General features: G+C 53.8%; 17 protein-coding genes and 1 pseudogene. 5 read left to right on the plus strand and 13 right to left on the minus strand.

The annotated features are described in order from the left end of the window. Positions 1–27: 27 nt before the first annotated feature. The 8 genes from PsWM33_RS08635 to PsWM33_RS08670 all read right to left on the minus strand — a co-directional run bounded on the left by PsWM33_RS08635 (position 28) and on the right by PsWM33_RS08670 (position 6,965). On the minus strand, positions 28–804 hold the full coding sequence (locus PsWM33_RS08635; RefSeq protein WP_063299921.1) for an ABC transporter ATP-binding protein: 777 nt from the start codon (positions 802–804) through the stop codon (positions 28–30). Next, a complete protein-coding gene (locus tag PsWM33_RS08640; protein ID WP_063299922.1) occupies positions 801–1,586 on the minus strand; it encodes an ABC transporter ATP-binding protein in 786 nt (261 codons plus the stop codon). Before PsWM33_RS08640 ends, PsWM33_RS08635 begins: the two co-directional genes overlap by 4 nt. Then, entirely contained in the window at positions 1,580–2,449 is an 870-nt protein-coding gene (locus tag PsWM33_RS08645; protein ID WP_063299923.1) for an ABC transporter permease, read from the minus strand. The genes PsWM33_RS08640 and PsWM33_RS08645 overlap by 7 nt, the downstream gene beginning before the upstream one ends. Continuing rightward, positions 2,436–3,380 carry an ABC transporter permease gene (locus tag PsWM33_RS08650; protein ID WP_063299924.1) on the minus strand — a complete coding sequence of 315 codons (945 nt, stop codon included), beginning with the start codon at positions 3,378–3,380 and terminating at the stop codon, positions 2,436–2,438. The genes PsWM33_RS08645 and PsWM33_RS08650 overlap by 14 nt, the downstream gene beginning before the upstream one ends. A gap of 65 nt (positions 3,381–3,445) precedes the next feature. Beyond that, the gene (locus PsWM33_RS08655) at positions 3,446–5,002 is read right to left on the minus strand and encodes an ABC transporter substrate-binding protein (RefSeq protein ID WP_063299947.1); all 1,557 of its coding nucleotides are present in this window, start codon (positions 5,000–5,002) and stop codon (positions 3,446–3,448) included. Positions 5,003–5,037: 35 nt separating this feature from the next. Then, a complete protein-coding gene (locus tag PsWM33_RS08660; protein WP_153039915.1) occupies positions 5,038–5,409 on the minus strand; it encodes a DUF2946 family protein in 372 nt (123 codons plus the stop codon). 260 nt (positions 5,410–5,669) lie between these two features. Continuing rightward, positions 5,670–6,032: a DUF2946 family protein gene (locus tag PsWM33_RS08665; RefSeq protein ID WP_063299926.1), complete on the minus strand. Its 363-nt coding sequence runs from the start codon at positions 6,030–6,032 to the stop codon at positions 5,670–5,672. A gap of 234 nt (positions 6,033–6,266) precedes the next feature. Continuing rightward, entirely contained in the window at positions 6,267–6,965 is a 699-nt protein-coding gene (locus PsWM33_RS08670) for a putative metalloprotease CJM1_0395 family protein (RefSeq protein ID WP_063299927.1), read from the minus strand. A 254-nt stretch (positions 6,966–7,219) separates the two neighbouring features. On the opposite strand from PsWM33_RS08670, the gene PsWM33_RS08675 reads away from it, so the two are divergent. Further along, positions 7,220–7,855: a TetR/AcrR family transcriptional regulator gene (locus PsWM33_RS08675; protein ID WP_063287854.1), complete on the plus strand. Its 636-nt coding sequence runs from the start codon at positions 7,220–7,222 to the stop codon at positions 7,853–7,855. A gap of 110 nt (positions 7,856–7,965) precedes the next feature. Here PsWM33_RS08675 and PsWM33_RS08680 read toward each other — a convergent pair whose 3' ends face one another. Then, positions 7,966–8,355: a MerR family transcriptional regulator gene (locus PsWM33_RS08680; protein WP_063299928.1), complete on the minus strand. Its 390-nt coding sequence runs from the start codon at positions 8,353–8,355 to the stop codon at positions 7,966–7,968. Between the two features lie 91 nt (positions 8,356–8,446). Between PsWM33_RS08680 and PsWM33_RS08685 the strand changes: the two genes are divergently transcribed. The 3 genes from PsWM33_RS08685 (at position 8,447) to PsWM33_RS08690 (ending at position 9,598) form a co-directional block, all read left to right on the plus strand. Then, complete coding sequence (locus PsWM33_RS08685) at positions 8,447–8,770, plus strand: hypothetical protein (protein WP_063299948.1); 324 nt, start codon at positions 8,447–8,449, stop codon at positions 8,768–8,770. Between the two features lie 4 nt (positions 8,771–8,774). Then, positions 8,775–8,990, plus strand: a complete 216-nt coding sequence (locus PsWM33_RS28390; RefSeq protein WP_082596645.1) for a GDCCVxC domain-containing (seleno)protein — start codon at positions 8,775–8,777, stop codon at positions 8,988–8,990. Positions 8,991–9,076: 86 nt separating this feature from the next. After that, positions 9,077–9,598 carry a hypothetical protein gene (locus PsWM33_RS08690; protein ID WP_063299929.1) on the plus strand — a complete coding sequence of 174 codons (522 nt, stop codon included), beginning with the start codon at positions 9,077–9,079 and terminating at the stop codon, positions 9,596–9,598. 5 nt (positions 9,599–9,603) lie between these two features. On the opposite strand, the gene PsWM33_RS08695 is transcribed toward PsWM33_RS08690, so the two are convergent. The 4 genes and pseudogenes from PsWM33_RS08695 to PsWM33_RS08710 form a co-directional block, all read right to left on the minus strand. Then, complete coding sequence (locus tag PsWM33_RS08695; RefSeq protein ID WP_063292991.1) at positions 9,604–10,164, minus strand: hypothetical protein; 561 nt, start codon at positions 10,162–10,164, stop codon at positions 9,604–9,606. Positions 10,165–10,354: 190 nt separating this feature from the next. Then, positions 10,355–10,732: pseudogene (locus PsWM33_RS08700) on the minus strand (GFA family protein). 57 nt (positions 10,733–10,789) lie between these two features. Beyond that, positions 10,790–11,227: a hypothetical protein gene (locus PsWM33_RS08705; protein WP_063299930.1), complete on the minus strand. Its 438-nt coding sequence runs from the start codon at positions 11,225–11,227 to the stop codon at positions 10,790–10,792. Next, positions 11,224–11,826 (minus strand): TetR/AcrR family transcriptional regulator, encoded by a 603-nt coding sequence (locus tag PsWM33_RS08710; protein ID WP_063299931.1) that lies wholly within the window; start codon positions 11,824–11,826, stop codon positions 11,224–11,226. The genes PsWM33_RS08705 and PsWM33_RS08710 overlap by 4 nt, the downstream gene beginning before the upstream one ends. Before the next feature lie 145 nt (positions 11,827–11,971). Here PsWM33_RS08710 and PsWM33_RS08715 point away from each other — a divergent pair, with 145 nt between their 5' ends. Next, positions 11,972–12,571: a COG3904 family protein gene (locus tag PsWM33_RS08715; RefSeq protein WP_063295893.1), complete on the plus strand. Its 600-nt coding sequence runs from the start codon at positions 11,972–11,974 to the stop codon at positions 12,569–12,571. Positions 12,572–12,638: the final 67 nt, after the last annotated feature.

Genomic DNA, 12,638 nt, shown 5'->3' on the forward strand with positions numbered 1-12,638 from the left:
CAAACAACAATGCCCGCCTAAACCGGGTTAGGCGGGCATATTCGCAGGGGTTTGTGTCAGAGCTGCAGGGGCTGAGTACTTCGAGATCTCGACAAAACGGCGAGATAGCTGATGCTCGGGGGCTGCGAAAAACTCTTGTGTTTCCTTATGTTCTACGATCCTTCCGCCATCCATCACCGCGATGTCATCGGCCAGTTTTGCCAGCGTTTGCAGGTCGTGTGAGATGATCAGGAGGCCCATGTTCATCTCTGCCCGCACCTTGCGCAACAGGGAGGTTATTTGCTCCTGCGTCACCAGATCCAGCGCGGAGAGCGGCTCATCCAGCACCAGAAAGCGTGCTTTAACCGCCAAAGCGCGTGCCAGTGCAACACGTTGGCACTGACCGCCGGAAAGCTGGTGTGGTCGCTTGGCTGCGCAGGTTGCATTCAACCCAACCCTATCTAACAGGTCTCGTGCCTGTCGCTGGCGTTCAGCCTTGGGCAGCTTATGGATGGCTTTGAGCGGTTCGCAGATTAAGTCCAGCGCACTCAAGAAAGGGCTTAAAGCCGCCAGTGGGTCCTGCCACATGTAGTGGATGATATTTCCGGTTTTGCTGAGGTCGGGGAAGAAGATCTGGTTGTTGTGAAATAGCGTCTCTTGCGGTGCCGGGATGATGCCCGTCATGGCCTTGGCCAGCGTTGATTTTCCGCAGCCGGAGCGTCCTACAAGACCTGTGGTCCGGGAAGGATGCAGGGTCAGGCTGACTTCGGAGAGCACCTGAGTGGAGCCGTAGGCGATGGAGAGATGTCGTGCTTCCATGGTCATAGTTGAAGCCTTTCCATAGCTCTGGTGATTTCGGCGGTGGCGTGGTGGCAATCTGGCGCGACTGGCTGGTTCAGGTCGCAGGCATCTACGAGCTGGCCAGCATCCATCACCAGCACGGAGGTGCAGGTTTTGCGGACAATGCGCAGATCGTGGCTGACGAACAGCAGAGCGGAGCCTGTTTCCTGCTGTACCACGTTGAGCGCCTCTAGCGTTTCATGTTCGGTGATGACATCAAGACCGGTGGTTGGTTCATCGGCTATCAGGACAGTTGGCTTTAAAATCAATGCTATAGCCATCATAACCCGCTGCTTCATGCCGCCGCTCAGGGCATTGGGGTATTGCTTCAGGCAGTGCTGAGGCAGTGAGACGGCCTCCAGTGCCTGGCTGATGGTCTGCTGAGCGTCCTGCCCAAACAAAGAGACGTTACCCGCCGTTTCAAGCAGCTGCGTTGCAATGGTCAAGCTGGGGTGTAAGGCACTGCCGGGGCTTTGGAAAATGCAGAAGATGCCTATGCCTCTGATCCTCTGTTTCTCAGCAAACGGCATTGCCAGAAGGTCTTTGCCTTGAAACCGGATGGACCCGCTTGAAGCTGCCAGAGGAGCACGCAACGCGCCTGTAATCGCGTGACAGGTCAATGACTTACCGCAACCGGATTTACCGATCAGACCTAATCTCTGGTTGGCCGCAAGATCAAAACAGACGCCTTCAACCAGCGGCTCGTTGTTCTGGGCACTGTTGGAAATGGTGAGGTTTTGCACCTGAAGAAGGGGGATATCTACCATCTGTAGGGTTTCCTCTTGTCCAGCTGAAAGCGGATGCCTTCGCCCACCAGATTGAAGCTGAGAACGGCGAGGATGATGACGATGCCGGGTGCCAGAACGACGCCTGGACGCTCTGCGAAGAAGGGGCGTGCCTCGTTGAGCATGGCACCCCATTCTGCAGCGGGTGGTTGTGCGCCAAGGCCGAGGAAGCTGAGGGACGAGAGCACCAGCAAAAGGCCCGCCATCTCCAGAGAAAGGACCACCAGTAGAGGTGGCAGGATCTGCGGCAGGATGTGTTTTGCTATGATATTCAATGGCTTCTGCCCGCATTGGCGAGAGGCGAGAACGTACTCTTTGGAGGCTGCGTCGAGTGTTAGCGTGCGGACCAAACGTGCCAGACTTGGCCACCAGGCGAGGGCGACGCCAATAACGGCGGAGGTGAGGGACGCGCCCAGATAGCCGATGATTGCGAGGGCAAACACCAGCATGGGAAATGCGAGGAAGATATCCGCAATCCGCATCAAAACTGCATCAACCCAGCCTTTGCAGAGGGCTGAGAGTAGGCCAACTGGCAAAGCGATGGCGAGGATAAGTCCAGCTGTTGTCAGCGCTGTGCCAAGCGATAACGCCGTGCCAGTCATCAGGCGGGAGAGGATGCAGCGGCCCAGATGGTCGGTGCCGAGCGGGTAGGTGAGGCTGGGCGCGCTGAGGCGGTGCAGCAGGTCAATCTGGTTGGGTGGGTTGGGTGCAAATGCCTCGCCGCCAATGGCCAGTACGATAAAGCAGGATAGAAAGAAGCTGCCGAGCAAAAACGTGGTTTTGCCTCTGAAGAGGTTGGTCGCCCGCGAGAGGGGGATAGATTTTGCGCTATCAACGTACGCCATGATCATCCTCCTTGAGCTGAGGCATGAGCCAATGGTTCGTCAGGTCCGCCGCAAAGTTCGCCAGAAAGAACACCAGCCCCATAAACAGCAGATAAGCTTGTAAGATCGCAAAATCCCGCTCCGCAATGGCCTGCAGTGCCAGTTGCCCTAAGCCGGGCAGGTTGAAGATGTTTTCAATGATCACTGATCCACCCAGCAGGGAACCAAAGGAAATGGCCCAGTTGGTGATGAGTGGTGGTAGAATGGACTTGAACACATGGCGCCCCAGAATAGCTCTACGGGACAGGCCTTTAGTAATCGCAAGGCGGATGTAATCTTCGCTCATAACAGCGATTATCCGCTCCCTCACCAGCCGGCTCATCACTGCCGCGTTGCCAAGGGTCAGCGTGATCACAGGTAAGATCAGGTCCTGCGCATTGCCGAATTGCAGCAGGTTGAACCACCCCAAACCCAGCGCGAACACTGCCAGCAGAAACAGCGCCAGCCAAAAGGATGGCACGGAGACCAGAAACATGGTCAGCACGTAAAGGCTGGTAGAGACCGATGTGCGCTGTGAAACCGCCGTCACGGTGCCAAGCACCAGCGACAGAGCCAGTGAGCTGACGAAAGCCAGAACGGACAGCGTCGCCGTAATCGGCAAGTGCTCTTTAAACAGCTCCAACACAGGACGGCCCGAAGCGATGGAGGTGCCCAGATCCAGCCGGAACAGGTCCAGCAACCAGATAAAGTAGCGCTGAATCAGAGGCTTATCCAAGCCATACTCCACCCGCAATGCCTCCACCTGCTCAGCGGTGAACGACACGCCCAAGCGGCGCAGTTCCATCTCAATAGGATCGCCGGGGGTGAGGCCGATGATTAAAAAACCAATCAGGGTCATGCCAAACAGAGTTGGTATTCCCGAAAGCGTGCGCTTGAAAACAAACTGCTTCATGTGCTGATCTTTCGTGAAAAGGCAGCACAGATCATGGTGTTGCAATGATCTGTGCTGCGCATCTCTTATTTGGTTTGGGTAACCTGACCGTAATCGATCCAGTCAGCATGCTCGAACATTGGGATGTTCAGACCCGGACGGGACAGGTTGAAGTTTGGCACCATCAGGATTGGAATAGCAGCCAGTTTAGTTTGCACGATTTCGCGGTGTGCTTCACGAACAAGTTCAATGACTTCTTCGCGGCTCTGCGCCTGACGGGCATTGTCGAGGATGGTGTCCAGTTTGCCACCCGGCGCGGTGTACTGGTAGCCCCACGGGGTTTTGGAGTGGAACAGGTTGTACAGCAGGTAGGTTGGGTCTGCGTTGTTGTTGGAGGCGAACTCCATGTACAGATCCGCTTCACCGGTTGCCAGATAGGTGTCGTCGTAAACGCCTGAATCATCAACCTGAACCAGCTCAATGTCGATGCCGATGCCACGGAACATCTGCTCCAGCAGCTCTGGCATTGGGCGTACGCTGGAAACGTTCGGATAAGCCGCAACAAGGCGAAGCTTCAGCGGCTTGCCGTCTTTGCTGCGCATGCCATTGCTGCCTTTGGTCCAGCCAGCTTCATCCAGCAGGGCTTCTGCCTTCTGGGTGTTGTAGTCAAAGCCGTCCACGTGCTTGTCGCCAAGACCAAACATCCAGTCTGGCAAAATGCCTTTTGCAACAACACCTTTGCCGTTGAACAGAACTTGCGCCAGCTGCTCGCGGTTGATGGCATAAGCCAGCGCCTCGCGCACGCGTATGTCCTTCAGCGTGTCGTATGGTGCTTTGCCGTGCAGGTTGGTCAGCAGAGCCACGTAACGGATCGGGCGGGATTCGTGCACCACCACGGAACCGTCTTTTGGCAGGCTCAGCAGCATCTGAGGGGTGACTTCAGCGACGATGTCGACCTCCTTGTTCTGCAGTGCCAGCAAACGCACCTGATCATCCGCGATGAAGTGATAGGTGATGTTTTCAACCTTCGGCGCATCTCCCCAGTAATCCGCATTGCGTTTCATGCTGATGGACTGTTTTGGCTTGTAGCTGTCCAGCAGGTAAGGACCTGTACCAACTGGGTTTTCTGCACGATCACCGTTGATGGAGAACAGGGAGGCCCCACGGTGGGTCATGTTTTCAATGACCAGAGAGGAGTTGATCTCGGACTTGAACGTGAAGGTGTAAGGCCCGGTCTGATCAAAGCTTTCCTGATCGATTTGCAGGAAGTCAGAACGGCCCTGATCGTACAGCTTCAGTGCGTCGATTGCGGCTTTGGCGTCAAAGGTCTGGCCGTCGTGGAACTTGATGCCCTCGCGCAGTTTGATGCTGTAGATGCCGTCTTTGTAGTCCCAAGTCTCAAACAACACGCCTTGCGGAATGAAGTTTTCGTCTGGTTTAACAGCCGTTTCGACGATCTGTCCGGCTGGTCGGCGGGTGGTGAAGTTGAACTTCTTCGGGTCTACGCTGTAGCGGTCTTTTTTCACCGCAATGCGCAGCTGTTGAATGTCTTCCGCCTGTGCCGCTGGCACGCCGGAAATCAGAGCAGGAAGAGACGCTGCGAGCACACCGCTGACGCCAAGTAGTTGTTTGAATTTATTCATTTCAATTCCAATCATTATCTGTAATCGAGCGAAAATCAGACAAAGACAGGAGGTGCCCGCGGAGCATGGCTTCGCCGCGGAATTGCGTAGTGTCCCACCTCGTTGAGGGCGAAGGTATGCTGTGGTCTTGAGGTTTCAATAGCGAAGCTGCCCAATGAGGCAGGGGCTGGTGACTTCAGCATGGCAAGGGAGAAAAGGCAGAACGCGTTGTTCTGTACGTCCTTTTGCTCGTCGTCTTCATCAGAGGTTTCGATGAAGATCTGCTGCAAGCCCTGCGAGGTGCAAATGGTGATCTCAAAACCATCTGCGCCCGCACGCGGTATCATGCCGGGCGGCGCAACAAGCTGCAGGATCACAAACCAGGTTGCGAGCCAGCAGGCCAGTACGGTTGATGGTTTCAAAGCCAAGTGAATGCACCTTGCACTTGATGAGCAATCAGAGCCAATCTCAGACATTGCCGAGATTGAGGGATGAGCTTTACGCGAGGCTGTGCCCTGCGGGGTCCGTTGCATGCAAATGTGGCGTGGGTTTTCTGGCAAGCAGCCTGCAGAAAACCTGTCATTGCCATGGGTTTGCATGACGGAACAGGAATGTCTTTTGAGAAAATAGCCCTTTTATGTCAGCAAATTAGCCACAATAAGAAAGGCTGGGACAAACCAATTTATGCTCAGGCGGGAGGGGCTCTGGGGGCGGCGATGCGCACTGTCGTTTCAGCAAACGCAATGCTCGTTGGCAGTGAAACCACATCGATAGGAAGAGGAGATCCGCCGAATTCTGTGTGAGGAGACGAGCTGAGGGCCTTTGCAACAACAGTACCGAAGGCACAGTTGTCGTAGGCTTCCTGTTCTTCTGCTTGCTGGAGTTCGTTGCCCTGCTCGTCAAGAAGGACAGTTCGCATACCTTGCGCGGTGCAGATGACAATCTCAAAGCCGTCCTCACCTCCGGACACCATCATGCCGGGAGGCGCAACAAGCTGCATCAATACAAACAGTGCAGCAAATACAGTCGCTTTGGCTTTTGTCAGTTTCACAGCAAACTCTAGTCACGCGTAAATGCATTTCCGCCTTAGGCTAGTACAAAATACGTGTCAATGACTTATACTTATATGTACTGTGAGTTTATGAAAATACTTTAGCAAATCGCGCGGTGGATCGGCCCGGCTTCCTTAGTTGCCAAAGCAAGAAAATATCATGTTTTCATAAGGTTACTTGGGGTAGCCAACACTGTGGCCACAGATGTTGGATTTATAACGCTCAGGTAAGAGTTAAACTGCCGCAGCCTGATAGGCTTGTGTAGCGTTGAGCAGCAGAGCAGATGGGTCCGAGGCGGTTTCAGGGTATTCCTGAACCTGCAACAGGGACTGCAATCCACTGACTTCGCTTGCTTCCTGCTCTTCCTCGCTGCCGCCATGGTTCTTCTCGCGCAGCTCGGTATAGGCCTGCGCCAGATTCGTTTGGGCTTGCGCTGCAACGGCCTGATCCTGACCGGATGGCTGAGCGGGCGCGAGTGCTGCGGCGATTACCGTATTCAGCTTGGCAATGCTGGCTTCCGGGTCACCGGAAATGGGTGCAGAGTCAATTGAGACTTCGCCGCCAATAGCATAGCTGTGACCATCCGGGCCGCGAGTCTCCGTATAACTCGGCGCTCCGGCGTAGGCACCACCTGTTGCTGCATGGGCTTGCTCGTGCGCGCGAACTTCCGCATCACGTGTCTTAAGTTCTTGAACCTGCTCCTGTTCTCCATCAGAAAGCTGTCCATTTTCATTCTTGGACTTTTCAGAGGAAGAGGAAGCCGCTACCGGGTTGGCAGAAAGGTCGCTTCTGATGGTGACGGAGTCTTTTGGAACCGCATGTTCAACGGAAAAAGACGTGGATTCCTGCTGGTTTACGCGTGCGGGCTGAGCTGCGTTGTAAGACGCAGAGCGAGCCAGTCCGGTAAATGAGGATCCAATTCCATCTATCATAGGTTGAACTTATACTAGGGACTGGAGGTTCAGGTAAAGGAATTTCTGATACACAATTTCGTTAGGTATGCTAGGGTTTTGCTTCGGGTGGAGACTGTAAACCTGTGTATTTACAGCGCATTCCTGAAATGTGCCTGCTGGTTTTCGGGTAGGACTGGGCGCAAGAAAGATGCTTTAAAGCAGTTTGTCGGATTCAGATTGCAAGCAAACTGCGTTAAAGGGAAGGCAGCGGGAGCCTTTAGGGGAATACGGGAATGATCGAAGATTTGAGCCGGTCTCAGCAGGAGATATTGGACGCTGCTGCGGAGTGCTTCATGAGGATGGGGCCGGATGTGGCTTCCATTGATGACATTGCCGGTCTGCTTGGGTCTACAAAGGGGCGTGTTTACCACCATTTTCGCTCCAAGGGTGAGCTGCTTTATGCCGTCCGCCTGCGCTCTGTTTCCCTGCTTATGGAACGGGTTAGCCCCATTGCGGCGCAACACATCCCCCCTGTCGAGAAGCTGCGCGCCATGTCCATTGCCCATGTGCTGCGCATCCTCAAGTTCCTGAGCTATCACCGTGTTGTCAGCGAAGACACCCGCATGTTTTTCCGTGGTGCGGCCAAGCCTCATGAAACACAGATGATCGAGCAAATCATCGAAATGCGCCGCGCCTATGAGAACCTGTATCGCGGTGTGCTGACGGAAGGCATTGAGGCTGGCGTGTTTGCAAAGCAATCAGTCTCCATCACCCTGCACTCCATCATTATCCTGATGAACGGCCCATGCTTCTGGTACTCACCGCGCGCCGAGCAAACCGACAAGGATCTGGAAGAAATCGCGCGCAGCGTTTCTGACCTGGTGCTGCGCGCCGTGGTGGCTGATCCGGCGCTGCTGGAAGAGACTTAATCCCCGCTTACAGAGGGGACATCTTGCTTGCGTTGAAATGTGCGTTGCTTTGCGCGATTTAGCGTTTTTCTGCGTTGCTATGTTTTTACGGGTCAGGTCGGTTAGGCGCTTCAGTCTGCGTGCAGGCGATCCAGCAAAGGGCATTGCAGATTGCCGCTGGCGCAGTTGCCCATGAGCTCTTCGAGCGCTTTTTCCAACTGTCGAAGGCTCTCGATTTTTTCCCGAACAGAGTCCAAATGCGCCTTGCTCATGTCATGAGCGATTTTGCAGTTCTCGTCTTGCTGCTCACCGAGGCTGAGAAGTGCTTGTGCATCTTTGATGGTGAATCCCAGATCCCGGCAGCGTTTGATGAAGCGTAACTGTCCGATCTCCCTTTCGGAGTAGGCACGACGTCCGTTATCCCCGCGGGCAGGTTTGATAACTATGCCTTCGCGCTCGTAATAACGGATCGTTTCAATAGCAACGCCACTGCGCTTAGACGCTTCGCCAATCGCGAACATGTGATCACTCCTACCTTGATCCTGTAGTTACTACAGCATTTATAAGCATGCGGCAAAACCATCTCAACTGCGATGACGAATGGATTTGCCGATGAAGACCTTTTTAAAAATGAACCATGCAGGCTCCTTTGCCTCTCTGGGAGTAGCCACCTGCTGCGTGCTCCCCATTGCTTTGATGCTTGCGGGCCTTGGTGGCGGTTGGTTAGCCGTTTTTGGCAAAATTGCCGCGGCAAGCTATTTTGTGCTGACTGCGTCCTCTTTGCTGCTGCTGACCGCGTGGGGCATTGCTCTCTATCGTGGTGCACTAGGCCAACTGCAGTGGCACTTGCTGGTGAGTACACTCGTGACGGCGCTGGCATGGGCAATCGTTTTGAACGAGACCGCAATCAACGACCACCTGATCAGCCTGATGTGACGCCATGACAGAAACAGTTATCCTTGAAAGCACAGTAACTTGCCCGGAATGCGGGCACAGCGAAACTGAAACCATGCCAACAAACGCCTGCCAGTGGTTTTATGACTGCAAAGCCTGCGGAACCTTGCTGAAACCTCTCCCCGGCGATTGCTGCGTCTACTGCTCCTACGGCACAGTCCCATGCCCCCCAATCCAGCAAGACAAAAGCTGCTGTGGGTAGGGCATTACTCAGCAGGGGCTGTTGTGGTGGTATTGCGATTCAGATAGTGATTTGAACCGATCTCTCGGAACCCATGCAGGTTTTAGATGCGAAGGTTGATTGTTACAGGTGCAAACGGAACAGGCAAAAGTTTCGTTGCAGCTCGAATGAGTGATGCGCGTTCCGAAATACCGTTGGTGTCTTTCGATGCAATCAAATTGACGAGTAACTGGCAACAACGATCAAGATCAGAAGTCGACAGGGACCTGTCGCAACTCGTGGCAACCGATGCCTGGATCCTTGAAGGTGGGCCAAGTCTTTTGCCGCTGGCCCTTCCACGAGCGGATGCTGTTGTCTGGCTTGATCCACCTGAGCTGGTTAGGACATGGCGCCTGATAGCGCGTCCGTGGCGCAACATAGGCAAAACCCGCCGGGAACTGCCTGCAGGAAACTCGGACTGGCCGCTTCAGCAATACCGCTTCGCAGTTCGCAGTCTCAAAAATGGTTCAAGACTTCGCCGCAGTATCAGCACCTGTTTGGAAAGTGCCACAAACCAGTGCATTTGGCATTGCCGAAACCAGACTGCCATTGAAGATATGCTTCATGAATGGGGCTCTGATACAAGCTGAGCGCTTTACTTCACCAGCTTTACGTCTCTTGATTTTGTAATCTTCTTTGTTTCAGCAACAGCTTCATCACCAATCTTCTTGGCCTGTTTGTTCTCATCCCCCTTTAAGGATGCATAGCTGCGGTCCATGGTGATATCGAATGTCCCATTCACTGATGGTAATCCCACATCTTCGTATCTAAAAGTCCAAACGGCCTTTTTTCCAGCACTTGAGGCGTTGTGATAAAATTTTGGCTTGGATTGCTTGGCAACCCGCACAACAAAAGACCCGGATGGCAACTTTAAACGAGCACTTAGTTCATGCGCCTTTTCAAAGAGCTTCATGACCATTGGCTTGATTTCATCCGCTTGCTTTTGTTTGTTCTGATCCCCTTTTTTCGCTTCAAATAACAAAAAGTTTCCAAGTTTCTGCAGCGTTAGATCAGCTAGCTTGCGGGCTTGTGAATCTCCGGCCAGTTTCGCGCGAGCCTGAAGGATCTTGATGCTCTGCTTTGCTTCATGTTCGCTTGGAATACTGCTACTCGACCACTTCTTGGGGAGTTCAGGTGCTTTTATTGCAGTTGGCATCCTCGGCAACCTCTTTATAGACATTCCTCAAGTGAAACGCTCAAGGCTATAGTCATTGGGTTTTGAAGCACGATCAAGAGATTGATTTCTGTTAGGCTTAAAGGTCGTGATTAGATGTTTTTTGAGGGATTTATAGAAAGAAATGATTAGAGGGGTACAGCGCTCTTGCTGAAGCGTGACTGCAACCTTTTCACTCTTCAACACGATCCTTCTCATAGGTTTTTGCAACCGGGAACTCAGGTAGCCAGGTTTCGCGGCGGGTGGTCCAGAGCTCATAGGTTGGGGTCATCTGGTTGGGTTCGTCCAGAGCGCCCAGATGGACCTCAACTTCGCCCTCGCTGGTTGAATAGACGGAAGATCCGCATTTTGGGCAGAAGAAGCGGCCCTAATAGGCGTTCACCTCGCCCTCAACGCTGACCTTCTCCTCAGGATAGACCGCCGAGGCATGGAACACGGCGCCGTGATGTTTACGGCAATCGAGACAATGGCACACTCCGACCCTGTCCGGCTCTCCCGTCGCCACAAGGCGAACAGCGCCACACAAACAACTGCCCGTGACCTGTTCCATCTTAACACTCCTCCGCTATCCGGCGGGCAGGGTACTGTGAAAATAACCCAAGACCAACTAGCCCCGCACCATCATCCATCTCACGATGAGGGCGGCTACGATCATTTCTAGCCAGGCCAGCGGCAAGGTGGTCAGGACGACTTGGGTGGTGGCCAGGTTCATGTTCCAGAGGCCGAGCCAGAGGATGACGAAGATTGTTGCCCAGATTGTGCTGCCTGCGTAAAGCGCGTTGCGGATGGTTGGGCCGAACCGTTCCAGCAGTACCCAGCTGAGGCCGGTTGCTGCGAGCACCAGCACTGTGTCCCACACGCCCCAGATCATAAACACCGGCAGATTCATGGGGGCCACGTCCTGAACCTGCGGAAGTGAGCTGCGCATCAACGGCATGACGAAGGCGAAATAGCGAAAGACCTCGGAAGCGTTGATCCAAAGCAGGTTTAGCAACAGGGCGAGCCAAAAGGCTCCTTTGAGATTTGAGGGAGCAATAGCAGTCATGGGGCCGAAATCCGTTTTCTGATGGTTTCCAAAAATTGTCTGGTGCTGGCGCGCAAAAAGTCGCCATCTTGGGTGAGGCGGGAGGTGGACCAGAGGCCGTTGGTGAACACCACAAGCACTCCCGCAAGCAGTTCTAGGTCTTTTGTGCTCAGTTGGTGCGTTGAAGGCGTTTCGTTGCGCAATGCATTGAGAAAACCCCGCTTGAGACGGGAATTGTGTTCTTCCACCTTGGCCAGAACTTCCCTGTCGTGCGGCGCAACCTCGGTTGCTGAGTTGGCAACGAAACACCCTGGGCCCGGAAGGCCTGTTTCTTCTGCCCGGTTGATTTGTGCTTCAAAATAGGTTGCGACTTGCTCCAGCGTTGCATCGGTCTGCTCTACCTGAGTGAACGCCGGTGAGACAACGAGGTCCTGATAGCGTTGGAAACACGGGAGGAACATCTGCTTTTTTCCGCCAAATGCACCGTAAATGGCGTGACGGGTGGCTCCTGTTGATTTCACGAGATCATCCATGGAGGAGGCATGGAAGCCGTTCTCCCAAAAATGCTTCAGTGCATGGTCGGTCAGGTTCTGTGTGGTTATGTTGGCTTTTCTTGGCATGAATCAGTAAATATCAGAATGAACGTTCTGAATTAAATCACTCCCGCTGGAAACGGTGATACTGGTAAGCGAGCAGATGATCACCCAACCTTCATCTCACCTATGAGAAGCACTAGGCCAACAGGAATGACTTGATGGATCTGGAATGGTGGCTTTGAAGAAGATGGTGGTTTGGCCCGCAGCGGCGTTGTTGGTGCTGGTGCTGGCTGGGTGTGGCTCGATTGAAGATGACTACGAGATTGCGCGGTTTGAGGCCGTGGACGGAGAACTGGTGATGAATGGGGTCATCAGCTCGTCCACGCCGATCGATTTGCGGGCGGCTTTGGATGAGAACCCGAAGATCAAGCGCATCGTTATGGTGGATGTACCGGGTTCCGACGATGATTACGCCAATCTAGAGGCGGGCCGCATTGTTCATGAGCGCGGGCTGACCACGGTTATTCCGTCAAACGGTATTATCGCGTCCGGTGGGACGGACTTCTTCCTTGCAGGTAAAAAGCGAGTTGTGGTGAAGGGCGCGCGCATTGGTGTGCATTCATGGAGTGCCGAGGATTACAACGCGTTGGACTTGTCCAAATCTCATGAGGAGCACGAAAAGTATCTCAAGTACTACAAGAGTATCGGCATCGATCCGTTGTTCTACTGGTACACACTGGAAGCAGCACCGCCCGAAGATGTGCATTGGATGACTGACAGCGAGATGAAGCGCTACAAGGTCGGCACCCAATACGCCTCCTATCCATAAGGGCTTTTAGCGACACAAACATACATCATGTCAATGAGCGTTCAAAATTGATCCGGCATCATCATTT

This window comes from Pseudovibrio sp. WM33 (genome assembly GCF_001623165.1).
In the GTDB taxonomy this organism is placed as follows: Bacteria; Pseudomonadota; Alphaproteobacteria; order Rhizobiales; family Stappiaceae; genus Pseudovibrio.